At 69.9% G+C, this 23,935-nt stretch carries 21 protein-coding genes, 1 tRNA gene and 1 pseudogene; 11 read left to right on the top strand and 12 right to left on the bottom strand.

The window, feature by feature from the left end; translation table 11 throughout:
• Window positions 1-81 precede the first annotated feature (81 nt).
• Entirely contained in the window at window positions 82-1,458 is a 1,377-nt protein-coding gene (locus AB0L71_RS20360) for a hypothetical protein (protein WP_365244603.1), read from the bottom strand.
• A 318-nt stretch (window positions 1,459-1,776) separates the two neighbouring features.
• On the opposite strand from AB0L71_RS20360, the gene AB0L71_RS20355 reads away from it, so the two are divergent.
• Window positions 1,777-1,851, top strand: a tRNA-Val gene (locus AB0L71_RS20355).
• A gap of 203 nt (window positions 1,852-2,054) precedes the next feature.
• On the opposite strand, the gene AB0L71_RS20350 is transcribed toward AB0L71_RS20355, so the two are convergent.
• Window positions 2,055-2,726, bottom strand: a complete 672-nt coding sequence (locus tag AB0L71_RS20350) for a helix-turn-helix domain-containing protein (RefSeq protein WP_365244600.1) — start codon at window positions 2,724-2,726, stop codon at window positions 2,055-2,057.
• A 62-nt stretch (window positions 2,727-2,788) separates the two neighbouring features.
• Here AB0L71_RS20350 and AB0L71_RS20345 point away from each other — a divergent pair, with 62 nt between their 5' ends.
• On the top strand, window positions 2,789-3,763 hold the full coding sequence (locus tag AB0L71_RS20345; RefSeq protein ID WP_365244597.1) for a hypothetical protein: 975 nt from the start codon (window positions 2,789-2,791) through the stop codon (window positions 3,761-3,763).
• Here AB0L71_RS20345 and AB0L71_RS20340 read toward each other — a convergent pair.
• Window positions 3,685-4,206, bottom strand: a complete 522-nt coding sequence (locus AB0L71_RS20340) for a hypothetical protein (RefSeq protein WP_365244594.1) — start codon at window positions 4,204-4,206, stop codon at window positions 3,685-3,687. The two genes, AB0L71_RS20345 and AB0L71_RS20340, sit on opposite strands and share 79 nt — an antisense overlap.
• Before the next feature lie 288 nt (window positions 4,207-4,494).
• Here AB0L71_RS20340 and AB0L71_RS20335 point away from each other — a divergent pair, with 288 nt between their 5' ends.
• Both AB0L71_RS20335 and AB0L71_RS20330 read left to right on the top strand, forming a co-directional pair.
• Window positions 4,495-5,037, top strand: a complete 543-nt coding sequence (locus AB0L71_RS20335) for a hypothetical protein (protein WP_365244591.1) — start codon at window positions 4,495-4,497, stop codon at window positions 5,035-5,037.
• A gap of 512 nt (window positions 5,038-5,549) precedes the next feature.
• A complete protein-coding gene (locus tag AB0L71_RS20330) occupies window positions 5,550-6,608 on the top strand; it encodes an HNH endonuclease (RefSeq protein WP_365244588.1) in 1,059 nt (352 codons plus the stop codon).
• A gap of 260 nt (window positions 6,609-6,868) precedes the next feature.
• On the opposite strand, the gene AB0L71_RS20325 is transcribed toward AB0L71_RS20330, so the two are convergent.
• Window positions 6,869-7,597, bottom strand: coding sequence for an SDR family NAD(P)-dependent oxidoreductase (locus AB0L71_RS20325; protein WP_365244585.1), 729 nt, complete (start codon window positions 7,595-7,597; stop codon window positions 6,869-6,871).
• 95 nt (window positions 7,598-7,692) lie between these two features.
• Between AB0L71_RS20325 and AB0L71_RS20320 the strand changes: the two are divergent.
• Window positions 7,693-7,893 (top strand): annotated as a pseudogene (locus AB0L71_RS20320) (SMI1/KNR4 family protein); the annotation flags it as partial.
• A 319-nt stretch (window positions 7,894-8,212) separates the two neighbouring features.
• Here AB0L71_RS20320 and AB0L71_RS20315 read toward each other — a convergent pair.
• Window positions 8,213-9,199 (bottom strand): hypothetical protein, encoded by a 987-nt coding sequence (locus AB0L71_RS20315; protein ID WP_365244582.1) that lies wholly within the window; start codon window positions 9,197-9,199, stop codon window positions 8,213-8,215.
• A 104-nt stretch (window positions 9,200-9,303) separates the two neighbouring features.
• Window positions 9,304-9,600, bottom strand: coding sequence for a GYD domain-containing protein (locus AB0L71_RS20310; protein WP_365244579.1), 297 nt, complete (start codon window positions 9,598-9,600; stop codon window positions 9,304-9,306).
• Window positions 9,601-9,878: 278 nt separating this feature from the next.
• On the opposite strand from AB0L71_RS20310, the gene AB0L71_RS20305 reads away from it, so the two are divergent.
• From AB0L71_RS20305 to AB0L71_RS20290, 4 genes are all read left to right on the top strand, one after another.
• A complete protein-coding gene (locus AB0L71_RS20305; protein WP_365244576.1) occupies window positions 9,879-10,094 on the top strand; it encodes a hypothetical protein in 216 nt (71 codons plus the stop codon).
• 502 nt (window positions 10,095-10,596) lie between these two features.
• Window positions 10,597-11,031, top strand: coding sequence for a hypothetical protein (locus AB0L71_RS20300; RefSeq protein ID WP_365244573.1), 435 nt, complete (start codon window positions 10,597-10,599; stop codon window positions 11,029-11,031).
• A gap of 81 nt (window positions 11,032-11,112) precedes the next feature.
• A complete protein-coding gene (locus AB0L71_RS20295; protein WP_365244869.1) occupies window positions 11,113-12,510 on the top strand; it encodes a DUF1254 domain-containing protein in 1,398 nt (465 codons plus the stop codon).
• Window positions 12,511-12,563: 53 nt separating this feature from the next.
• Entirely contained in the window at window positions 12,564-12,788 is a 225-nt protein-coding gene (locus AB0L71_RS20290; protein WP_365244570.1) for a DUF2277 domain-containing protein, read from the top strand.
• On the opposite strand, the gene AB0L71_RS20285 is transcribed toward AB0L71_RS20290, so the two are convergent.
• From AB0L71_RS20285 to AB0L71_RS20270, 4 genes are all read right to left on the bottom strand, one after another.
• On the bottom strand, window positions 12,775-13,464 hold the full coding sequence (locus tag AB0L71_RS20285) for a VTT domain-containing protein (protein WP_365244567.1): 690 nt from the start codon (window positions 13,462-13,464) through the stop codon (window positions 12,775-12,777). The genes AB0L71_RS20290 and AB0L71_RS20285 overlap by 14 nt on opposite strands.
• A 468-nt stretch (window positions 13,465-13,932) precedes the next feature.
• Window positions 13,933-14,577 carry an HNH endonuclease family protein gene (locus AB0L71_RS20280; protein WP_365244564.1) on the bottom strand — a complete coding sequence of 215 codons (645 nt, stop codon included), beginning with the start codon at window positions 14,575-14,577 and terminating at the stop codon, window positions 13,933-13,935.
• Window positions 14,578-15,296: 719 nt separating this feature from the next.
• On the bottom strand, window positions 15,297-15,959 hold the full coding sequence (locus tag AB0L71_RS20275) for an HAD-IA family hydrolase (RefSeq protein ID WP_365244561.1): 663 nt from the start codon (window positions 15,957-15,959) through the stop codon (window positions 15,297-15,299).
• 158 nt (window positions 15,960-16,117) lie between these two features.
• On the bottom strand, window positions 16,118-17,068 hold the full coding sequence (locus AB0L71_RS20270; RefSeq protein ID WP_365244558.1) for a peptidoglycan-binding domain-containing protein: 951 nt from the start codon (window positions 17,066-17,068) through the stop codon (window positions 16,118-16,120).
• 321 nt (window positions 17,069-17,389) lie between these two features.
• Between AB0L71_RS20270 and AB0L71_RS20265 the strand changes: the two genes are divergently transcribed.
• Complete coding sequence (locus AB0L71_RS20265; RefSeq protein ID WP_365244555.1) at window positions 17,390-19,447, top strand: MDR family MFS transporter; 2,058 nt, start codon at window positions 17,390-17,392, stop codon at window positions 19,445-19,447.
• 118 nt (window positions 19,448-19,565) lie between these two features.
• Here AB0L71_RS20265 and AB0L71_RS20260 read toward each other — a convergent pair whose 3' ends face one another.
• Complete coding sequence (locus tag AB0L71_RS20260) at window positions 19,566-20,042, bottom strand: GNAT family N-acetyltransferase (RefSeq protein WP_365244552.1); 477 nt, start codon at window positions 20,040-20,042, stop codon at window positions 19,566-19,568.
• A gap of 244 nt (window positions 20,043-20,286) precedes the next feature.
• Here AB0L71_RS20260 and AB0L71_RS20255 point away from each other — a divergent pair, with 244 nt between their 5' ends.
• Window positions 20,287-22,299: a bifunctional glycosyltransferase 87/phosphatase PAP2 family protein gene (locus AB0L71_RS20255; protein WP_365244866.1), complete on the top strand. Its 2,013-nt coding sequence runs from the start codon at window positions 20,287-20,289 to the stop codon at window positions 22,297-22,299.
• Between the two features lie 15 nt (window positions 22,300-22,314).
• Here AB0L71_RS20255 and AB0L71_RS20250 read toward each other — a convergent pair whose 3' ends face one another.
• On the bottom strand, window positions 22,315-23,685 hold the full coding sequence (locus AB0L71_RS20250) for an MFS transporter (RefSeq protein WP_365244863.1): 1,371 nt from the start codon (window positions 23,683-23,685) through the stop codon (window positions 22,315-22,317).
• Between the last annotated feature and the right edge of the window lie 250 nt (window positions 23,686-23,935).

The raw sequence follows: 23,935 nt of genomic DNA, 5'->3' as shown, positions 1-23,935 counted from the left end.
CCGTACCCACGCACCTCATCACAAGGGCCCGGAGCACACGGCCTCCGCGCCATCCGCGCATGCGTTCCCGGGCACGCCCGCTCACGCGCCCGCCCCGCGCTCCTCACGGATCTCGGAGACCACGCGCGCGGCTGTCTGCCGTACCGCTTCGGTCTCGGCCAGGAAGTGCCAGTAGTCCGGGTGGCGCCCCTCCAGACCGGCGATGGCACGCTCCAGCCGGGCCACGGCATCGTCCAGCGGGCGGGCGTGACGGGGCTCGGGGGTGTTGCGTCCGTCCATGGCCAGGCGCTGGGCGTCCCGGACGGCGAACCGGGTCCGCTGGATCTCCTGCTGCGGGTCCTTGGCCACCTCGTTCAGCCGCTGCAGCCGGTCACCGGCTGCCGACACCGCCTCGTCCGTGGTGTTCAGCAGCGCGCGCACCGTGCTCAGCCGGGAGGTCGCATCGGCCCACCGCTGCTCGTCCCGCGCCTGGGCGGCTTCCTTCAGCTTCTCCTCGGCCTGACGCACATGGACCGCCGCCTGCTCGGGAACGGGTTGGAGGTCCTGCCAGCACGCTGCCGAGAAACGCCGCCGCAGTTCGCTCAGCACCGGCTCCACGGAGCCCGCCCGGGTCGTCAGCGCCTGGGCGCGGGTACGGAGCGACACCAGCCGGCGGTCGATCTCGGCGGCCCGCTCCGGCAGCCGTACCGCCTCGGTCCGCACCGCCTCGGCGTCCCGCAGCACCCGGTCGGCACGCTGCAGGGTCTCCGGGACGCCGTGCCGGCCGGCGCCCTGATTGAGCTTGGTCAGCTCGGGGGCGAGGGCCGCCAACCGCGCTGCGAGATCGTCCGCTCGCAGTCCGGACGCCCGCACCGCATCGAGAGCATTGCTCGCACCGAGGAGCGCCTGCCGGGCCCGCTCCACGGCCGGCGCGAGCCGCGCGAGCTGCGTCTCCGCACTGCTCAGCAGCGGCCCGAGGCCCCGCGCGAACCGGTCCAGCTCGCCCTTGACCCGCACCAACTCGTCCTTGGCCGCGGCCAGCTCGGCCCGGGCGCGGGACGCGACGGCCGACTCCAGCTCGTCCCGGTCCAGGTCATGGGCGTCGACCGCGCTGATGTACACATGACTGGCCTCGTCGATCCGCCGCCCGAGAGCGGCGAAATCGTCCACGGCCTTGCGCGCGGCCGGCGAACTGTCCACCGCGGTGATCGTCTCGATCGAGATCCGCAGATCGCGCTGGGCCGTGTCCAGCTCGTAGAAGGCGGCAGCGGCGGCGTCCTTCGCGGCCTGCGCCTCGGCGCGCTGACTCTCCCCGCGCCCGCCGAACCAGCGCCGCGTACCGCCACCGGCGAACGCGCCCTGCACCACGGCAGCGAAGAGCGGCACCGGCAGCAGCATCAGCGCGAGAACATCCGTGACATCCCTGACGGCGGAATTCCCACCCGCTCTCGCCCGCGGCCGCGCGTGTGTCGCCGTCACATCCCTCTCCCGTGCCGTTCCGCCCTGCCCGGTACATTCTCCCATCACGTAACGACGAACACACGGTCCGATCAGTTCGCGCTCCGGGCCACGACTCGGTCACAGTCCGCTGCGGCCCCGCCTCCGCGGAGGCCGCCATCACGCCGTGCCCGCCCCCGAGGTGCGCCCCCGCCGCGCTCCCGAGGCGCGCCCCGGCACCGGCCCCGAGGTACGCCCGCGCACCGGCCTCTGCCGTCCCGGCTCTCTGCCGGTCCGTCTGCAGTGAGGCACCGTTTGTGACCGGGGGCGGTAGGCCATGTACGCTGTTGCTTCATCCACGGGTGCGTAGCTCAGGGGTAGAGCGCTGCTCTTACAAAGCAGATGTCGGCGGTTCGAAACCGTCCGCGCCCACCAGTGCAAAGGCCCCCAACCGATCATGGTTGGGGGCCTTTGACATCTACTTCTGACATCAACGGGCGCGATCACCCACGGTCGGGACGCTGCCGCTTCAGCATGCGGTCGAGGTGACTCACCGCCTCGCGCTGCGTGTCCTGGACGACGTGTAATGGTGACGTCGGGTATTGGAACTGTCTGAATGCCTCGGCTGGGCTGCAGGGTTACTGAGGGAGCTGTAGCTCCTGCGACGTCTGGTGGGCGTCGGTGTGGAGTCCGGAGCAGAGCAGGTTGAATGTCTGGACTGCCGCTGTGGCGACGCTGTCGCGGGCGTTGGTGGGTGGCTCGCCGGACAAGATGCGTTGTCGCAGTTCATGCAAGGCGGCCCGGTGGGTGCCGGCGATGGCCCCTGCGAGGAGTCTGAACATCGAGTGGTTGCCCTGGTTCCATCTGGCGGAGGTTTTCGGCGGGTGTTCGGCCAGGGCGGTCGCCAGCTCGGCCTCGGCGCGTTCGCTGATCTCGCGTTCGCGTGCGCGCAGTGCGGTGCTGTCGTGGATGACCTGCCAGAACCGGGGCGCGTCGGGGTGCAGCCCAAGTGCCGGTTCTGAGTGCCGCAGGGCGGTCAGCAGGTCGTCGCGGATGGTCTCCACTGGGCAGGCGTTGGGTGCACGGTTGCGTACCAGTGTGGCGAGATGGCCCTCTACTTCTGCCTGGCGATCGAAGAAGAGATCTTCCTTGGTGGGGAAGTAGTTGAACACGGTGTTGGTGGAGACACCTGCGTGTCGTGCCACCTCAGCGACCGTGACCTGGTCGAAGCCGTGCTCCAGGAAGAGGGGCAGGGCTGCGTCGGCGATCGCCGTGCGGGTCTGCTGCTTCTTGGTCTCTCGAAGGCCCATGCTCAGATGATAGTGTCACCACAAATTTGCAGTGACGCCAAGATTTCTGGGGTGGGGTAAGCATGACTTTGCACTTCGGTATCTATCCCGGCGGGATCCTGGGCGACGACCAGGGAATCGTCCACCCGGTCCGCCCGGATGTGCCGGACCGCATCACCGAGGCGCTTGACACGCTCCAAGGCGACACGGCCAGCCTGTCGGTGCGTGCCTACCACTCGTTCGCCACGACCGTGACGCCGCTGGAACCGCCCACGCCCGCCGATCCCGCGACGTATCTCCAACGGGGCCGCAAGCTGGACCTCGTGCTGCAGTTCCGTGAGCCGACCGGCGAGTTGGAGGGGTGGCGGGAGTTCGTCCGCCAGGCCGTCCGCACCGGTGGGTCGAACCTGGCATCCGTCCAGATCTGCGAAGAGCCCAACGCCGACCTGCCCGTGGTCGACGGCAGCATTCCCAACGTTCTGCATGCGCTCATTGAGGGGGTTGTCGCGGCCAAGCAGGAGGCCCGGGCCCTGGGTCGCAGTGTGGCGGTCGGTTTCAACGCCGTGCCGACCTTCAACCCGGCCGACACCTTCTGGTCCGAGCTCGGGGCCCTGGCCGACGACCGCTTCCGGCAGAGCCTGGACTACGTCGGACTGGACTTCTTCCCGGACGTGTTCCGTCCCATCGCCGCTGAGCAGTTGGCGGAAGCGGTCGCTGCGGTCCTCACCGCATTCCGGCGCACCGACCTTCAGAGCGCCGGCATCCCCGGGAGCGTCGCGATCCGCATCTGCGAGAACGGCTGGCCCACCGGCCCGGACCGCAGCGAGCAGCAGCAGGCCGCGGTCCTCGAAACCGTGGTGCGGACCGTGGCCGGCCTCTCCGCCGACTTGAACATCGACGGATACTCGTTCTTTGCCCTGCGAGACGCCGACAGCACCGCCGAGGGGCTCTTCCACCGCTTCGGCCTGCTGCGCGACGACTACACCCCCAAGGCAGCCTTCGAAACATACCGGCGCCTCATCAACGAACTGGGCAGTCCGCCGGTCGTGCCGCACTGATCACCGGAGGTCAGGTACGTCTTTTCCTTGCTGGAGCGAGCGGGGGGCTCGCTGGCTGTCTCGGCGGCGTAGGTGGCCCAGTCACCTGCGGAGAGTCGCTGCCAGGCGACGGCGACGTCGGTGTGGATGCCCAGGGTGCGGGCGAGGATCGCGGCGGGGATCTCGGTGGCGAGTTGGAAGAGCGCGGTGCTTCGGGCCTGGTTGGGGCGGATCCCGAGCTGGTTGAGGCGTTGTGTCAGCTGTGTGGTGCTGATCGGCCGTCCGGGCTGTCCGCCGGGGAAGAGCCATCGAGACGGTGTCAGGGCGCCGATGGTCGCGTGGCCCTTGCGGTTCGCCACGACGGTGCGGGCGAGGTGGGCGACGGGCTCAGGCAACTGGACGGGGACGTCGCCGAGGTGGAGACGTACTTCCTGGACGTCGGCCTCGACGTCCTCGGTGGTCAACCGGTGGATCGCCGACGGCCCTTGGGCGTGGTGAGCGTCGTGGGACTCCCATCCCGGCCACCTTCGACCCAGGCAGAGCCGAGCAGTCGCGGCCCAGGGCGTCAAGGTCGTTCGTGCAGCGGCGCGCTCCACCTTGACGCCCTGAACCACGCCCGCTCCACGGTGTGTGGGTCGAAGGCGGACGGGATGGGAGCTGGGGTGAGTGGTAGGTGAGGCAGGGGCAGAGCTGGCGGTTAGCGTGGCACCATGCCGAGCCCTTCTGTCAGTGGCGCGCTGTATGACTGCCCCATGCAGATCCTTGACATCTTGAAGAACGTCGCCATCATCGGTGCATGCCTCTCGGTTATCTCCGCTATCGCAGTGGCGGTCATAACAACCCGGGCCAACCGCAAGCTGGAAGAGCGCAAGCGGATCGCGCAGTTGGCCACGGACGCGTTCTTGGACGGCTGGAAGGCCATCATCGAAGCTGGCACGAGTGAGAATCTCTTGGCCGAACTCCCGTCCAACGCGCCTGATGAGCGTAGAGAAGAGCTTGCGTCACGACATCGGACAGCCTCGTCCCTCTGGACGTCAGCCAAGGTGCGCATGTCTCTGTATGGCAGTGAAGAGGTGTCTCGCCTCGTGGCAAAGATCGAGGCAGCGGGCGGTTTCAACGCGAACGACCCGGACAAGGTCTACGACCTCGCGTGCATCTTCCTGCAGGTTCGAAAGGACCTGGGGCTGAACGAAGAGATCGATCCTGTGTACATCTACCAGGCCCTAGTGGGCAATCGCGTCAGACTCCCTTCCCGCATCCAGGTCGGAAGAGCCAACCCCGCGGCAGGTGAGTGAGTCCGAGCAGAGCGACTTCGGCTAGAGTCGCAGGGACGGTGTTGCGCTTTGCCGGCCTCTCGGAGTCATCCGATGTCGGGGCGATGCAAAGGCGGAATCGCAGGCCGCAGTTGGGTACCTTGGATCCGAGAAGTTGCGTTGCATCTCTTCACACCTACATGCCTGTTCATGCTGGCTGTCTGGCTCGAAGGGGAGGTGGTCCCTGTGATCGCTATCGTGATTGCTCATCTGTTCGCGGGGCTCGCTGCGGTCCTCGCTCCCTCCGAGGTGCAGGCAAAACACAACACCCTCTTGGCGGGCTGACACCAGCGCCTGACATCTACAAGCTCGGACGGTGACGGTTTACGCCGCACTCCGGCGAACGAGCAGCCGAAGGCTATGGCCAATTGACCGACCTTGCTGCTCCTTCACGGTCGACCTGGTAGGGATGAGGCCCCCGACTACATGGCGGGGGCCTCGACTTCTGTTCAACCCCGGCTCATGAAGGTCATTGCCACACGTACGATTCCGCCATGCGTAAGGGTGCGATCAGCCGGGATGGTGTCCTCAAGGCCGTAGCTGAGTACGACGGCTTGGGGCGCGAAAAATTCTTATCCAAGTACGGATACAAGCCGGCGACCGGGTACCTCCTCGTACACGAGGGGCAGACGTACGACTCCAAGGCCATCGCTGGCGTGGCTCACAAGTTTGATCAAGGTCGAGTGCTGAGGCCGGACGAGCTGAGTGGGGGAAGGTCGCACGCTGCCAGGTGGCTCGCCCGACTCGGGTTCGTAATCCGCTCGTCTCGGAGCCCCGACTGGACTCGCGACGAGATCATCCTCGCCTGCGACCTGGCCATGGCTAACGGGTGGAAGCGGCTGGAGTTCAACGACCCACGTGTGGTCGAGCTGTCTGCGCTCCTGCAAACCATGCCGATCCATCCTGAAGAACTACGCAATGAGCTATTTCGGAACCCCAACGGCGTTGCCCGCAAAACGGTTGACATCACATGCCAGCACCCGGACTACCGCGGGAAACCCACGAACGGCAACATGCTGGATGCGGAAGTCATGAACGACTTCCTTGCCAGGCCAGCCGAGATGGCGGAGGTGGCCCAGCGGATCCGGCATGGCCTAACCGCGGGTGAATTTCAGGACCTGTCCCCGGGGGCCGAAGAGGAGGAAGACTTCAGCGCCCCTGAAGGCCGCTTGCTGCTGGGCCGCCACCGGAGTCGCGAGCGGAACAAAGGTCTGCGCAAGAGGAAGATCGATGCGGTGCAGCGTCAAGGGCGTCAACTTGCGTGCGAGGCGTGTGGATTCGACTTTGAGCGGGTCTACGGCGACCGCGGAAGAGGCTACATCGAGTGCCACCACGTGGTTCCTCTCCATGAGGCCGGCGAAGGCCGCACCAAGCTCAGCGATCTTGCCCTCATCTGCGCCAACTGTCACCGCATGATCCACCGGCGCGCACCATGGCCGACCCCTGAGGAGCTGCGAGCCTCGATCGAGCAGAAGCATGCAAACGACAGGCGCGCCGCGACGGCTGTGTCACGACCGCGCAGGGCCGCCGACGAGCAGATGCCGAACCCGTGAGCTGACATCCACTCCTGACATCAACGTCGTTGTACTACGGCGGCCTTGGAGAGACCTGGACGGCAGTCGTGGCCGAGTTCGCCGGGGCGCTTGGGCACCTCCGGTCGAACTTACCAAGCAGATGTCGGCGATTCGAAACCGTCCGCGCCCACCAGTGCGAAGGCTCCCAACCGATCACGGTTGGGGGCCTTCGACATGCCTGCGGTCCGGAGTCGTGGGGTGTCTTCGGACCGGCATCAGCCGCCGCGTGTGGGCGTCGGTCAGACCTGTTCGAAGTGGAACGCCTTGATGAAGCAGTCGCGGGGCTGGGCGACTGCGAAGAGGATGCACTCCACGAGCGAGTGCGAGGTGAGGGTGTCCTGGGGCCCGCGTGGGGTGGTTTCCCACTCCTCGGAGAGCGGGTCGGCGTTGTCGAAGTCGGGTGGGTAGAGCGACATCACGCGGACTCCCTGAGGGCGCAGACGCTTGGAGAGGATCTCGGTGAATCCTGCCTGGGCGCTCTTGGCTGTGTAGAAGGCGTCGTGGGCGTCCGAGCGGTCGTGGCCCGCTGTTCCGCAGGCGGAGACCATCGTCACGACGTCCGGCTTGTCCGAGTTGAGCAGGAGCGGGAGGAAGTTCTTCACGGTCAGGACCGTGCCGGTGGCACCGGAGGCGATGGTGTCGATGACATCGGTGTCCGTTGCGGACAGCAGGTCCGGCCCTTCGAGCCAGCGGGAGCCGTTGTTGATGAGGAGGTCGACACGGTCCGTGTGTCGCGCGACGCCGGAGGCGAAGTCGCGGATCGAAGCAGGGTCCGTCAGGTCGCAGGCGAAGGCGTGTGTCCGCTGATGGCCACGGCCGCGAATCTCGTCACGGACACGTTCGGCGGCATCGAGACTGCGAGCGGAGAGGAAGACCTCGGCTCCGAGGTCCGCGAGCCGGATCGCCAGGGTTCGCCCGAAGTCGCGGCCGGCGGCTGTGATGACGACGCGGTGGTGGTCGAATCTCATGGTGTCGCTCCGGGTTCGTGGATCGAGTGGTGCAGTGTGGTGCGTCGGCTGACTTCGGCGGCGTAGTGTGCTGGGCCGTCTCTTTAGGGTCTTGCGTGATGACCGGCATGAATACGGAACCATGTGACCCGGCCGAACGGGCCGCCTTCCGCGAGATCTTCGCGCCCCACCCCGAGGCGGCGTCGCCGGCCGGCTGGGAAGCAGTGCGGTCCTTCGAGGCGGCGCACGGCATCGTGTTCCCGGAGCCGTACCGCGCGTTCGTGGCGGAGATCTGCGACGGACTGCGCACCGGTCCGGCACCCCTGGCTTCACGGGTTGGGCGAGTCGCTGGGGCCCGGGGCCGCTCCTGGTTCGCGGCCGCCTAGGGAGGCGGTCCACAGGAGACGGCGACGTAGGTGCAGTCGTGATGGAACCTTTCCACCAGGGGATCGTCCTCGTCTGCCGTATGTCCCCAGGATCTTTGTGGGTGCGGCTTCCGGAGCAGGGGTTGAGCCCCCAGGCTTCGGGCCCTGCGCCCAGGCCACCGGTACGGAACCGGGAGCCCCGGCCTTGATCGTTCCTACGCGAATACGGCGGGGGAGAGGCCTCGTCTCGGGCGGTGGCTGACCGTAACCGTCAATCGTTCGAGCCCTTGATCCGACGATGAGAGACCTGTTCCCGTGCTGTGCGCCACCGTGACCGCGTCTGCTCGACCACGCTGTCCCACTCCTGGCGGACCTCATGGTCGGAAGGACGGTGGCCTTGGCGGATCCGGCTGAGTTCGTCTCCTACTTCTCGGCCCAGTGCCGCCGCCGCAACCACGATCAGCATGGCTGCGAAGAGGGCGGAGATCATCGCGAAGACAGCACCGACCACTCCGTAGCGTGCCGCGGAGGAGTTGAAGAGACGCGGCATGTAGAGGGTTGCGCCCACGGAGTAGGCCGTCGTCAGGACGGCGCCGGTGACGCCGAAGGGGAGCAGGTCCGGCCGGCTGATCCGCTTCGCCGACAGGATCCGGCCGGTCCAGACGAGGAATGCGGCGGCCACCAGCACCTCACACACGAAGGCCGCCAGAACCAGCACGGCCCCGCCGCGGAGCGCGGAGAGCAGCGTGGTGACCGCCGCGTAGCCACCGAGGGTGAGGATCCACCACAAGCCGTTGCGCGTGTTGCGCACACTGAGGGGCCTGAGGTCCCACGTCTGCTCGAAGAGTCGCTGGGCGGCTCGGGCGAAGCTCAGCACCGAGATCGTCAGAAACACGACCCCGAGGATGCCCACGCCTGCGCTGGTCGCTTCGGCAGGAGAGAACAGCGAGCTGACTGCCGTGGCGCCTGCTCCGGTGAGGTTGTAGCGCCTGACGATGCGCTCTGCGGCGTCGTAGTGCACGAGGTTGCTCAGGACGGCGCCAAGGAGGACGGAGAGCGGGACCAATGCCGTCAAGGCGCTGGACGCCAGGGCCATCGAGCGGTCGAAACCCACGATCTTCTGGAACCGGTTGATGACCCGCAACGCGAAGGCAGGCCGCAGCCAGAACGTCAGCGTTCTGACGAGGCGCTCTCGATTGATCCCCGTCGTCCTGCCCTCCGTGAAGATCGGGACCTTTGGATGGGTGCGGTCGGTCATGGGTGTGGTCACTCACGGCCGGGACGCCGCTTGAGCAGGTCGTCAAGGTCCAGGTGGCTGGTGGCTCACTGCCTTGCGCTGGGCGTTCTGGAGGACCTGGGTCGTCAGCCAGCAGCCTTGGCGATGATGCGACCCATCTCCTCCGGGCCGAAGGCCCGCAGAGTCGTGGAACGGACGTTGCCCACCGCTCCCAGCTGCAGGAGTGTTGCCGTGGCCGTTTCTTCGTCGGGTGCCTCGACGACGACCACGAGGTCGTACGGACCGACGGTCCAGTAGATGTTCAGGAGCTGAGCCCCGAGCTTCTGTAGTGCTGCCCCGAAGGCCTCGGCGCGCTTTGGGGTGTCCTTGTAGTTTTGGACCCCTTGATCGGTCCAGTTCAGCAAGGCGACGTAGGTCGGCATGTTCTTTCACCTCCACGGGAGACGCATGATGAGGCCAAGCCTGGAGACCCGGGCTGGAACCTGCACGCGATGCGCACCCGATCGAGCAGTACGAGCGACTGGAGGCACCGAGGGGGTGGCTTGCTCGCGGTGGCCGTCGCGCTCCGGGGCAGCGTTGCATGGCCCTCGGACCAGTGATTCGCGCCGGTCGACGGGTGGGGGGTGCGGACGGGTGGTGTGCCGGGAGCCGGCCGCGCGTCGTCCGCCGATCGGCAGTGGACGTTCATACGATCCGGCCCGTGGCAATCGAACTGACAGATGAACTGATCGAACTTGAGCGGGCGGCCTGGACTGAGCAGCAGGAGAACCGGCTGACCGTGGAGACCGCCCAACGGGTGCAGGCGGCGATCACCGCCCATGCCGAGGCGACCGGGCAGCCCCGGTACGAGATCGAGCGGGAGCTGAAGCGCGTGGTCCGGCACCCGGCCGAGGACGAGGACCAGGGCGACGACTGAGCCCGGACGCATGCGCACGCCCCCTGTTCCGGATGCGCCCGGAACAGGGGGCGTGGTTCGTGAGCGCGCAGGACGGGCCGGTGGTGCGGGCGCGTCGCCGACCGGGCGGGGGCGTCCCGCGGATGTCTGCTCGGCCTGCTCAGGCGTTGGGGCGCTTGCCGTGGTTGGCGTTCTTCTTCTTGCGGGCGCGTCGCTTGTTGCCGCGCTTGGCCATGCCGCACACCTCCATGGATCGGGGCATTTCGGGCGTGCGTCAGTCTAGTGCCGATCGCGGCACCAGGTACGGCCCGGTGCGGTCGCATCGGGTCGTACCTGGTGCGCCGGAGGCGGCGTAGAGGAGACGGCGTACCGGAACGGGGCCCGGCCCCTGGGTGCGAACGCCCCAGCCCGGTGGGCCGTTCGGGGTATGACCCGCGCGGGTGCGTACGGGTGGTCGGGCCGGGGTGTCCCGCGCAGGGTCGGTTCTGTCGTGCATACCCGTTCCGGCCGTCCAGGAGTTCCCATGGCACATTCAGCCCCCGCGTCCGGCCCTGCCCGTTCCACCGCGCCCGAGGACATCAATCCCTGGGCGGCCGGTGGAATCATGTTCGCCGGTGTGCTGCTGCTCGTCGACGGCGTCCTCGGAGTGATCAAGGGCATCGCCGGTATCGCCAGCGACGACGTGTACGCGCGCATCAGGAACTACACGTTCAAGTTCGACGTGACCACATGGGGATGGATCCACCTCTGCCTCGGGATCGTGCTCGGGATCGTCGGCTGGGGCATCCTCAGGGGCGCCGTCTGGGCCCGGGTCACCGGTGTGGTGATCGCCGCCATCAGCGTGGTCATCAACTTCGCCTGGCTGCCGTATCAGCCGATCTGGGCGATCATCTCCATCGCCATCGACTCATTCGTGATCTGGGCGCTGTGCGCGGAGCCCTCCAAGGCGGTCATCTGAACCCGTCCGTCCACGGGCCGGTTCCGCCGTCCCGGGCGAGAGGAAAGAGCGAGCAGGCGCGTGTGTGAAGGGGCTGCGGTGCTGAAGGACAACACGGAAGAACTGGTCGCGCTGGCCGTCGAGGCATACGTCTACGGCTGTCCGCTGGTCCGCAGTCTGTCGGCGGTCGAGGACTTCATGCAGACGGGCTTCGGCGCGCTGCCGCCTGCCCCCTTCAACCACTTCACGCACTCCGAGGGGCCGGTCACCCCGGATCGGGACTTCGTGTCCGTGGGCAGCGACACGGCCTGCTCGATCGCCCAGCTCGACCTCTCCGGAGGGCCGGTCCTGCTCCATGTTCCGGACACGGGCGGTGCGTACTACGTGCTGCAGTTCGTGGACGCCTGGACCAACAACTTCGCGTACGTCGGACACCGCGCCACCGGCACCGAGGAGGGCGACTGGCTCGTCGTCCCGCCCGGCTGGTCGGGCGGGGTGCCCGACGGGGTGCGGGGGGTGATCGACGCACCGACCTCCGTCGTCTCCGTCGTCGGCCGCTTCGCCCTGAACGGGCCGGGTGACCTGAGGCGGGTCCGCGGGCTTCAGGCCCGGCTCTCCCTGGCGTACCTCGAACCGGGCGCCCATCGCACGGGGCTACCGGTACCCGACCCCGACGTTCCCGAGTCGCTGAGGTTCTTCGAGCAGCTGAGGGTCTGGGCGGCCGATTTTCCGTCGTCCGCGGCCGACCAGGCGTATCAGGACCGGTTCCAGCCGCTGTGGCTGCTGGAGGAGGGGCCGTCGCCGTACGTGTCCGCCGGACCCGCCCTCGCGCACGCGCTGGGAGAGGGGCTGGCACGCGGCAGGGCGTGGGCGGAGGAGGCGAGCCGCCCCGCCGGGACGGACGGCCTCGCCGGAACGGGTGGCCCTGCCGGAACGGGCCGGCCGGCCGAGGCGGGCGGGGGGTGGCAGGTGGATCCGCACCTCTTCGACTACAACCTCGACCGGTACGGCGTCGGGACCATCGACTCCCCGCAGTGGCGGGTCGCGGACCGCGAGGCCTCCTACCGGGTCAGGGCCGTGGCGGCATGGAGCCGGTTGTGGGGGAGCCACGGTTACGAGGCGGTCTACGCCCGGACCTCCCACGATGCCGACGGGGAACAGCTGAACGGCGCCCGCCGCCATGTGCTCCGCTTCGAGCGGGAGCCTCCGGTCGGCGCGTTCTGGTCCATGACGGTGCACGGCACGCGGGACTCCCGCCCGACGGGCGGCGCGGCCGGGCGCTGGTCGATCGGGGACCGTACCCCGGGCCTCGTGTACGGCGAGGACGGTTCGCTGACGATCCACCTCCAGCGGGAGCGGCCGGACGACCCGGCCGCGGCGGCGAACTGGCTGCCCGTGCCCGAAGGGGACTTCCGGGCGGTGCTCGCACTCCATGAACCGGGGCCGGAGATTCTCGACGGCACCTACCGGATCCCGGCCGTCGCACGGCGTGGCGGGTGAGCGGCGGGGCGGAGCCCCGGTCCGTTGTCAGTGGCTCGGGTCACACTGGAGCCATGTGCCGCAGTATCAAGACCCTTCGCCCGCCCGCGCTCCCCGAGAAGGCCACCGAGGAGGAGATCCGGGCCGCCGCCCTGCAGTTCGTCCGCAAGGTCTCGGGCTTCCGCGCTCCGGCCGCGCACAACCAGGAGGTGTTCGACCGGGCCGTCGAGGAGATCGCCGAAGCCACCGCCGGACTGCTGGAGGGGCTGGAGATACGCGGCGCGGTCAGGAAGCCGTAGAGGCCGTCACGGCCGGGGAACCCTGGGCGGCCGCGGCCGCCGCAGCCGCTGCCGGGCGGCGCATCAGGCACGCGGCCAGGGAACCCGCCAGGAACAGGGCGAGGACCGAGATGGCCGTGCCCACCCAGGTCGCGCCGAGCCACTGGGCGCCGAAGTAGCCGAGGCCGACGCTGTAACCGGCCCAGGCCACGCCCGCGAGGGCCGACCAGGGCAGGAACTCCTTCGCCCGGCGATGCGAGGCGCCCGCGCCCAGGGAGACGACCGAGCGGCCGGCCGGGGCGAAGCGGGCGATGACGACGAGGATGCCGCCGCCCCGGGCGAGGGCCGCGCCGAGGCGTTCGTGTGCGGAGGCGAGACGGCGGGAGCGGGCTATGGCCCGGTCCAGGCGTTCGCCGCCGCGCCAGGCCAGCCGGTACGCGGCGAGGTCGCCGAGCACGGAGGCCGTGGCCGCGCACAGGCCCAGCGCGAGGAGCGAGGGGACCACGGACACCTGCTCGGCGGCGCGGCTCGCGGAGGCCGCGCCTGCGACCGTCGTCGAACCGGCGGCCGCCGTGGCCGCGGCGATCACCAGGACCCCGCTGGGCAGTACGGGCAGGAAGACGTCAAGGAGCACCGAGAGAGCGACCACGGCGTAGATCCATGGGCTGCCGGTCATCGCCCCCAAACTCTCAAGCACCTATGACTCCCCGACGATCAGGAACAGTGCCGCGACAGTCGCAGGGGAGCGGCAGGAGCGGCTGGGCCAGCTGTACAGCGTACGCCTGACGTTCAGCTGATGATCGAAAAAAAGCGGGCGATGTTGGAAAGGTCACGTGGGCCCGGCAAACAGGAAGAGCGTGTTCCGGGTGTATGCGGGAGCGGCCCGTGGCTCATTCCAGACCTGGAGGCCGGCCCTCCGGCGTACGGGCGGGGGTGTGAGGTGCCGCGCGCAGGCGCGGGGGCGGTGCGCACGCGAAACAAGGGTGCGGAGCTGTGCGGTCACGGGTGCGGAGCCGTGCGGTGTGCACGGCTCCGTACGGTACGCGGCGACGGGGGAGGGTGCGGGTGATCCGGGTGACCCCGGCGCTTGGCGGGTACCGGTGGGTGCTGCGGTTCCCGCCGCGCGAAGGTCCGGCGGCTGATCGGCAGCCGCAGCCGTCGTCGTTCAGCAGCCGTTCAGGACGGACTGCAGGGCGCTCTTCTCTGCCGAGTCGACGCTCAGGTCGTAGTAGTGCTTCACATGCACCCAGGCGCGCACGTAGGTGCACTGGTACGCGGTGCGCGAGGGCAGCCACAGCGCCGGGTCCTTGTCGCCCTTGGACTGGTTGACGTTGTCCGTCACCGCGATGAGCTGGGGACGTGTGAGGTCATTGGCGAACGCCTGCCGCTGGGCCGTCGTCCAGCTGCTGGCACCCGACCGCCAGGCCTCGGCGAGCGGGACCATGTGGTCGATGTCCAGGTCGGAGGCGGCGGTCCAGGTGGCACCGTCGTACGGGGAGTACCAACTGCCGCTGACGGCGGCGCAGCTGGAGTCCTGCGTCACATTCGTGCCGTCCCTTTTGAGTACGACCTCGCGGGTGTTGCAGGTGCCCGACTGGGTGATCCAGTGCGGGAACAGGGAGCGGCTGTAGCCGCTCGACGAGCCCTCCGCGGAGACGGTCAGCTCGCTCAGATAGGTACGGGCGGTCGATGCGGAGACCGGGGTGGGCATGGCCGCCTGGGCGGTGGGGGCGGTGAGCAGTCCGGTGGTTGCGGCGAGGGCGGCGGAGGCGACGGCGACGGCTATGCGACGCGCGTAGACACCTGACATGCGAACTCCCTTGATGTGGGGGCTTGGGCGGGCGACCCCGTGGGGGCCCGGCCATCGTGGCGGCGCCAGGTTTCCGTGGAGTGGGCGCCAGGTAACAGCGTGACGACATGAGCACGTCACATCAAGAGTTCTGGCGAACGGAGTGGGGGCTTGGGGGTGTACGTATGCGTCTACGCGGGTGCATGCGCTGACACACCGCCAAATCCGGCGCACATACGGCTCATTCGCGCGGAGGGGCCGTTTTGGACCGGATGTGGGGTTGTGTGCGCCGCTTCAGGGGGCGTCGCGCTCGGCGAGCGAAGCGCGGCGGGCGGAATGCACCGGACGAACTGGCGGTCGGGTGCGGGGAGGTGGGGGCGGGGCTCCCATGGCGCGCGCTCAGTGTTCTGGCGCGAAGTCAGCTATGCGCCGATGGTGCCCTCCTGGCGAACGCCTTCCGGGTGGGCGACTGTCCTGGCGCAGGTGCCGCGGCCAATGCGCCTTCCGGGAGCAATGGTGGCGTGGGCCGTGCGGTGTGCGAAAACGGTGCAGGAGGGGCTGGGGCAGCGGCGGCGGCTTCCGGTGGCCGGCGGTTCAGCTGAGAGAGTGCCGTGGACCGGTCCGGCCGACAGCGCGGCATCGTCCGCGGGCATGTCGAGGATCGTCGCTGGGCGGTGATGGAGGCCGCTCCGGCCTGGACGTGGCCGGAGCTCCGGGCGCCCGGCCACGCGCGACAAGTCCTAACGCGTGCTGATGTGCAGCTCGACCCGGCCGTCGGCGGTGGCCTCCACCCGGATCCGGGTGAGGTCCTCGACGTGGGCGTCGGGCGAGAAGGCCGCGGCTCGCGGGCCGACGCCCACCACGCGCATGCCCGCGGCGCGCCCGGCCGCGATGCCGGCCTCCGAGTCCTCGAAGACGACGCAGTCGGCCGGGGCGAAGCCCAGCTCGGCCGCTCCCTTCAGGAAGCCCTCCGGGTCCGGCTTGCTGGCGCTGACGGACTCGGCGGTGACGCGGATGGCCGGCATCCGCAGGCCGGACACGGTCATCCGGGCCTGTGCCAGTGTCTCGTCGGCCGAGGTGACCAGGGCGTGTGGGAGTTCGGCGATCGCGTCCAGGAAAGCGGCCGCACCCCCGACCGGGACGATGCCGTCGGTGTCGGCGGTCTCCTCGGCGAGCATCACCCGGTTGTCCGCGTAGTTCTGCTCCATCGGGCGGTCCGGGAGGAGTGCCGCCATGGTGGCGTACCCCTGCCGTCCGTGCACCACCTTGAGCGCGGCCTCCGGGTCGAGCCCCTGCCGCAGAGCCCAGCGTCGCCAGCAGCGCTCCACGACGGCGTCCGAGTTCACCAGGGTGCCGTCCATGTCCAGGAGGAGTGCGTGGGTCGTGAGGACGGCGGCCGGCATGGGCGGGCTCCAGGACGTGGGGGGAGGTGGTGCGGGCAGAGCAAGCGACCTCGCCCGCCGGTCAGGGGGTGACGGGCGGAGGCCACTTTGTTCCATCACGATACAAAAACCGGTCCGGGAACGCCAGTCGCTACTCCGCCGATGTCGTGCGGCCGGCGTCAGGAGCGCCCCTGACCGGTCGTCTCCGCCTCCAGGGCGCGGCGCGTCAGCGGTCCGTACACGCCCAACGGATCGCCCTCGATGGCCTTGTACGACTGGTAGACGCGCACGGCGCGCTCGACCTGGTTCGTGAAGTTGCCGTCGTCCTGGCCGTGGAACAGCCAGAGCTCCTCCAGCCGGCGTTGCAACTCGGCCACCTCGGGCCCCTGGTCACCCAGGCGCAGGGTGGGAGCGGTGAGCGTGGCGGGCGGGGCGGTCGACACCGACGGGCTCGTGGCCGCGGTGGCCGCGGCGGACGCGGCGGGCGAGGCGGCGGCCGACCGTGAGGCGGACGCGGAGGGCGACGGCGAGGTGCTCGCCGTGGGGGAGGGGGACACCGACGGTGACACGGACGCCGTTGCGGACGGCGAGGGCGACGCGGAGGCCGATGCGGGCTCCTGCGCCGGGGTGCTCGCATCGGGTGCGCTGGCCACCGTGCTCGGCAGGGTTTGCTCCCCGTTGACGTCCCCGTTGCCGTGTCCCTCGAACAGGCCCCCCACGAAGGCCGCCGCGCCCACCACCGCGGCCACCGCCGCTCCCACGGCGAGTACCGCGTAAGGGCGTCGGCGACGCGGCTGAACGGGATCGTCGGCGGGAGCGTACGGGAGTGTGGGCCCCGGTTCGGGGGCCGTGGCGGCGAGGGCCCCGGCCGGTTCGACGGCGTCCGGCAGCGGACCGGCCGTCACCGGGCGGAGCTGCATCGTCGTGGCCGCGTCCTGGGCCGGCCGGTGGTGCGACTCCGCCTCGTCGTCGGCGGTCGGTGCCTCGTCGCCACCGAGCGTCACATACGGCCGGATCCGCAGCGGATCGAAGTCCTCCGCCGCCGCCATCTCCGCCGCCCGCTCCGCCCGCCGCTGTTCGGCGGCGTGCTGCTGTGCGGCGGCCCGCCGCTTCGTCTGCTCCCCGCACATGCAAGCGGGGCGGACTCCGGAGCCTTCCGGACCCCCGCCCGGTCCTGCGCCAGGTCCCGGTCTCCCGTTCGCTCCGCGTTCCCTGCCGCATTCCGGGCACATGTGTCCGGCCATGGTGGATCCCTCCCCTTGAATTGCCAGCGATTATGCAGCGCACCCCCGGGATGCCCCAACGCCCGGCCGGATCGAGGTACCGGGCCCGATCCCCCTGCGATGCCTGTCCGGGGGATGTCCCCGCAGGTCCCGGCCCGTCCGGCTCGGCAGGCCATAACCGTGTGCAGCGGCCAGGATGGGGGAGTAGCGGATCCGAGGAGATGTTCCATGGCCCAGCACCTGAGGCCCCAGGCCCCCGCCCCGGCGACCGGCGAGGACCGCTCCACCCGGTCGGTCATGGTGGCCATAGGCGCACTGCTTCTCGGCCTGCTGCTGGCCGCACTCGACCAGACCATCGTCGCCACCGCGCTGCCGACCATCGTCAGCGACCTCGGCGGCCTGGAACACCTCTCCTGGGTCGTCACGGCCTATCTGCTCGCCTCGACCGCCGCGACTCCGCTCTGGGGCAAGCTCGGCGACCAGTACGGTCGCAAGAAGCTCTTCCAGACCGCCATCGTCGTCTTCCTCATCGGGTCGGCGCTCTGCGGGATCGCCCAGAACATGCCGCAGCTCATCTTCTTCCGAGCCCTCCAGGGCCTCGGCGGCGGCGGCCTCATCGTGCTCTCGATGGCGATCGTCGGTGACATCGTCCCGCCGCGCGAGCGAGGCAGGTACCAGGGCCTGTTTGGTGCGGTCTTCGGCACGACGAGCGTCCTCGGACCGCTGCTCGGCGGCTTCTTCACCGAACACCTCAGCTGGCGCTGGGTCTTCTACATCAACCTGCCGATCGGCGTCGTCGCGCTCCTCGTGATCGCCGCCGTGCTCCACATCCCGGTCCGCCGGACCCGGCACACCATCGACTACCTCGGCACCTTCCTCATCGCCGCGGTCGCCACCTGCCTGGTCCTCGTCGCCTCGCTCGGCGGCACCACCTGGGCCTGGGGCTCGTCCCAGGTCATCGCCCTCACCGCCCTGAGCGTGCTGCTGCTGATCGCCTTCGTGCACGTGGAGCGCCGCGCCGCGGAGCCCGTCCTGCCGCTGAAGCTGTTCCGGATCAGGACCTTCACCCTCGTCGCCGTCATCAGTTTCGTCGTCGGCTTCGCGATGTTCGGCGCGATGACGTACCTGCCGGCGTTCCTGCAGGTGGTGCACGGCATCACGCCGACGATGTCCGGCGTGCACATGCTCCCGATGGTGATCGGCCTGTTCCTCGCCTCGACCCTGTCCGGCCAGATCATCAGCCGCACCGGTCGCTGGAAGATCTTCCCGATCGCGGGCACCTTCCTCACCGCGGTCGGACTCCAGCTCCTGCACCGGCTCACCGAGACCAGCAGCACGCTGGAGATGAGCATCTACTTCTTCGTCTTCGGCGCCGGGCTCGGCCTGGTGATGCAGGTCCTGGTGCTGGTCGTGCAGAACGCCGTCGGCTACGAGGATCTCGGCGTCGCCACGTCCGGGGCCACCTTCTTCCGCTCCATCGGATCCTCGTTCGGTGTCGCGGTCTTCGGCACGATCTTCACGAGCCGGCTCACCGCCGGACTCACCACCGCACTCGCCGGCAGCCCCCTGCCTCCCGGAGTCGACGCACACCGGCTGGCCGCCGACCCGCGCGCCATCGGCCAGCTGCCGCCCGCGCTGCGCTCCTCGGTGCTGCACGTCTACTCGACCTCGATCACCGACGTGTTCCTGTACGCGGCCCCCGTCGTCCTGGTCGCCTTCGCCTTCGCGTGGTTCCTCAAGGAGGACAGGCTGCGCGGCTCGGTGACCGCCCCGGAGCCCAGCGAGACCCTGGCGTCGAACCCGGTCGAACGGTCCTCGTACGACGAGTGCGCCAGGGCCCTCTCGGTGCTCGCCACCCGCACCGGGCGCCGCGAGGTCTACGAGAAGATCACCGAACGGGCCGGGTACGACCTGCTGCCCGCGGCGAGCTGGATGCTGCTGCGCATGAAGCGGCACGGCGCGGTCGAACCGGCCATGCTCGCCGAGGTCGCCCCGGTGCCGCTGCGGGTGGTCAGCGCGGCGGCGCGGCAGCTGGAGGAACGCGGACTGGGCCGGCGCGAAGGCGTCCAGATGGTGCTCACCGAGACCGGCGAGGAAGCGGTGGCGAAGCTCGCACGGGCCCGTGAGGAGTCGATGGCCGAGCTGCTGGGCGACTGGTGGGGGCCACAGAGACCGACGGACCTGGTCCGGCTCGTGGCGGAGCTGACCGCCGAGACGAACGGCTCCAGGAGGGAGCGGCCCCACAGCCCCGAGCCGAGACGGGACCACGCGGCCGGACGGAGGTGAGGCGCCCGGCACCGCCTCCCGGTGCCCGGCAACGGCCTGCCGGTGCCGGGCGCCCCGAGGGACCTCCTGGAGCCCCACGGCGAACCGTCACGGGCCGTGGCGATCCGGGGCGCGGCGCTCAGAGTTCCTTGGCGAACCAGTGCTCCGCGTACTGCCGCCGGTGGAACGCCGGGACCTCCCGGTAGCCGTGCCGGGCGTACAGCTTCCGGGCCTCGATCAGGTCGCTTCGGGTGTCGAGCCTGACCGTGCGGACCCCGAGGGAGCGCGCCGTGCTCTCGACGGCCGCCAGGAGCAGCCCGCCGCCGCCCGTGCCGCGGTGCTCCGGGCGTACGTACACCCGGGTCAGCTCCGCGGTGTCCGCGTCCACCCGCAGCAGTCCGGCGCACGCCGCCGGCTCCCCCGCGAACCGGCCGACCACGAAGCAGCCGGTGGGCGCCACGAGCAGGTCGGCGCCGTCGTCGGCCAGCCCCTCGTCGATCTCCTCGGCCGTCGCGGGCCGCCCCCAGTAGCGGCCGGCGACCTCCGCGTAGTAGTCGCGCCGCAGCAGTGCGGAAGCCGGGGAGCCCACGGGCTCGGGGGTCACGGTCCAGGTCATGGGCGCCATTCTGCCGGTCGGCCCGGCCGATCATTCGGCCATTTTTTCGAAAGAGGAGGGTGGCAGTCAGGTGAAGAGGGGGTTGATTGCGTCTACCTCGTAGTGCAATGCGATGGTTTCAGAGCACGCCCGGATCGAGGGACGGACACGGAAACGGCGGGAGGGTCGGCGCAGCGTGGCGAATGCGGAGCACAGTGTGAGCGGTGACGCAGCGACGGAGGCGAGGACCGGGGCGGCCCGGGCCCTGCTCTGGCTGGTGGTGGCCGTACTGGCCGTACGGCAGATGGCGGTGGTGCTGCGGCAGCCCCCGGGCGAACGGCTCACCGACCTGGAGACCTGGATCGGTGAGAACGGCGTCCTGCATGTGACGGGCTCGCTGTACGACAGCGACCGGTTCACCGGCACCCCGTTCGCCGGACTGGTGCTCAAGCCACTGACCCGGGCCGCCGAACAGAGCCTGGGCGTCGCCTGGACCTTCGGTTCGCTGCTGCTCGTCGCCGCCCTCGGTGTCGTCGCCGCCCGCGCGCTGCCCGGCCAGGTCACCCGTCGTACCGCACTGCTGGCGGCCCCCGTCGCGATCAGCCTGCTGATGCTCTCCCTGCCGGTCCGCAACGCCCTCCACCTGGGGCAGACCAGCATCCTGCCGGTCCTCCTGGTGCTGCTGGCCTGTTTCACGGTCCGGGGGGAACGCGCCGCGGGGCTCCTGATCGGAGTCGCGGCGGCGCTCCAGCCGACCGTGCTGCTCTTCGCCGTCCTGCTCTGGCTCACCGGCCGCCGCCGGGCCGCGGTGACCGGCGGCGCCACGTTCGCCGCCTGCACGGCGCTGGCCTGGGCCGCGATGCCGCACGACTCGTGGACCTACTGGGTGCACCATGTCGCGGGTGCCGGACTCGGCGGCGACGCGGACAGCCTGACCAACCAGTCCCTGCACGGTGCGCTGCTCCGCTTCGGCCTGGCGGGCCCGCTCGAGATCGCCCTGTTCGTGGTGGCGGCGGCCGTCGTCTGCTGCCTCGGACTGCGCCGCGCCGTCCGGTACGCCCGCGACGGGCAGCTGCTGCTCGCCGTCGCCGTGACCGGCTGCGTCGCCGTGGCCGTTTCACCGACCGCCTGGCAGCACCAGCTGCTGTGGGTGCTGCTCGCCGTGGTCGGCCGGGTCGGCAGGCGGGCCTCCGACCGGCTGGTGTGGCCGGCGGTCGTGGTGCTGGTGCTCACACTGCCGGGCAAGATGCTGCTGCCGAACATGGCGTTCCTCCACCCGGTACGCGACAACGTGCTGCTGATCGCGGCGCTCGGCGCGGCCTGCGTCGCACCGTTCCTGCCGCGTACCTCGCCGTACTGGCACCAGCCGATCCCCACGGACTACGCGACCCCGGTGGCAGCCGGCCGGCGCCGCATCCCCCTGCCGCCGGTCTGGCGGAGGGTGCTCAGCCGGCCCAATCTGCTGCTGGAACTGCTCCTGATCCGGGTCGTCTACTCCGCCTACGCCCGGGTCAGGCTCGCGGCGACGGCCGGCCGGGACACCGCCGAGCACCACGGCCGTCAGGTCCACTCCCTCGAACAGTGGCTGCACATCGACATCGAGCACTGGGCCAACCACGCGGTCGTGCAGGTCACCTGGCTGAGGGAGTTCTTCGACTACTACTACTCCACGTTCCACTTCATCGTGCCGCTGACGATCCTCGGTGTGCTGTACGTACGACGCCCGGCGGACTACCGCTGGGTGCGCAGCTCCATCGGCTTCGCCACGATCCTCGCCCTGGTCGGCTTCTGGCTCTATCCGCTGGCCCCGCCGCGGCTGATGCCGGGGCTGGGCTTCATCGACACGGTGCACGGCGTCCAGGACTTCGCGAAACCGGACTACGGAACGCTGACCTCGATGACCAACCAGTACGCGGCGATGCCGTCGCTGCATTTCGGCTGGTCGCTGTGGTGCGGTGTGGTCATCGTCATGCTGGCCCCGAAGGTGTGGATGAAGGCGCTGGGACTGCTGCACCCGCTGTTCACGGTCTCCGCGATCATCGGCACGGCCAATCACTGGGTGCTGGACGCGGTGGGCGGTGCGACCGTCGTCGCGCTCGGTTTCGGGCTGACGTACCTGCTGTCGGGGCCGCGCAGGCTCCAGCCGCCCACGCTGTCCGCGGCGGCGTCGAAGCCGCAGGACGGGGGAGTGGCGCCGGTACCGGTACCACGGTCGACCGACGAGGTGGTGGACAGCGAGCAGCGCGAGCCGCTCGGCGGACTCCGCGACCGGACCTGACGGCGGGGCGGCTGTTCAGTCCGCGCGGGCGCGAACGGCGAGCAGAGCGACCAGCAGCGGCGGTGTCAGCAGCAGCACAAAGGCGAGCCGGTAGCCGCCAAGAGGGCTCGCACCCGCGGCCATGGCGCCGTTGAGGACGGCCGACGCGCATGCCAGAACGACGACTTGGCCCAGGTTCCTGTTGGTCTGCATCGCGCTGGTGGTGCGGCCCAGGCGATGGGGAGCGCTGTGCTTCAGCGAGAGCACGGTGACGCAGGGGTCGAGCAGACCCATGCCGATGGCCGAAAGCGGCATGGCTGCCTCTGCCGTGAACGCGGGTGCGCCGCCGAAGCATCCGGCAGCCGCGAGCGCCACGGAGACCGCCAGGATCAGCCCACCGGCGACGACGAGGCGATGGCGGGCCACGTGCTGGAGCAGCCGGCCCTGGACCCATGAAGCGCCCGCCCACAGCAGCGCGGAGGCGGTGAAGGCGATGCTCACCACGACCGGGGCGACGTGCCGTTCGGTGATCAGCAGCAGCGGCACCAGGGCTTCCACGGTGAAGTAGGTGCCGGAGGCCAGCCCGCGCAGCAGCACCGCCGTCGGCAGCCCCCTGGCGCTGCGCCACGTACCGCGGGGCAGCAGCCGCGGCGCGCAGGCCGCGAGCAGGACCAGCGCGACAGCGACGAAGGCGATGTGGCGCGGGTCCCAGGACGAGACCCCGTACTGCCCGCATGCCGCGCCGATGCTGAGCAGGGCCGCGACCAGCAGGGGCGGCCGTGCGGCTCTGCCGTCCGCCGGCGCGGTGACCTGCGGTGTCGAGGCCGAGTCGGTGTGGGTGTCCGCCGTGGGGCGTGAGCGGAGCACGATCACCAGGGCGACGGTGGGCAGGGCCGTCAGGGCGGCCAGGCCGTAGAAGACCACGCGCCAGGACCAGTACTGCACGATCAGGCCCGCCAGCGGCGGGCCGACCAGGGACGGGATGACCCAACTCGCGCTCATCAGCGCGAGCATGCGGGGCTGGAGGTGGTCGGGGTACGTCTGGCCGATGGCGGTGGTCAGGCACACCGCCACCATCCCGGCGGCCAGACCGTCCAGGAACCGGCCGGCCGCGAGCTGCCACACCGACACACTGGACGCGGACACCAACAGGGTCAGCACCGACAGCACCATGCCGAGCGCGACGGGCCGACGAGCCCCGTGACGGTCCGCCCAGTGGCCGCCCAGCACCCCTCCGAGCAGACTGGCGGCCACGAAGCATCCCGCCACGAGAGGGAACAGGGACACGCCGTGAAGGTCCCGGACCACGATCGGCAACGTGGGCACGACGGCCAACGCGGCAAAACCCGTCAGGACCATCACCACGACGAACGTCACGGTGGCGGCACGATGGGGCGGCGAGAACATCCCCGGCTCTGTTCCGGAGGACTCCGGGAACGGCACCTGCTTCCCGGATACGGCCCGGCCGGGTAACTCGGCGTCCCCACCGATCAGTTCGCGAGTCATGTCGGCGCCTTCGCATTCCCCGATGGTTCGTAGCGCGGATGGGCGCATCGAACCTACGAAGCCGTCTGCTCGGCCGTCAACAGAAATAAGGAGCCCTACCCGGGACAGGTGCCGACCGGACCGTATCGCTCCGGCCCATGACGCAGGAGCA

Source organism: Streptomyces sp. NPDC052052, from assembly GCF_040680455.1.
Classification (GTDB): domain Bacteria; phylum Actinomycetota; class Actinomycetes; order Streptomycetales; family Streptomycetaceae; genus Streptomyces.
This window is presented reverse-complemented; position numbering and strand designations above follow the sequence as displayed.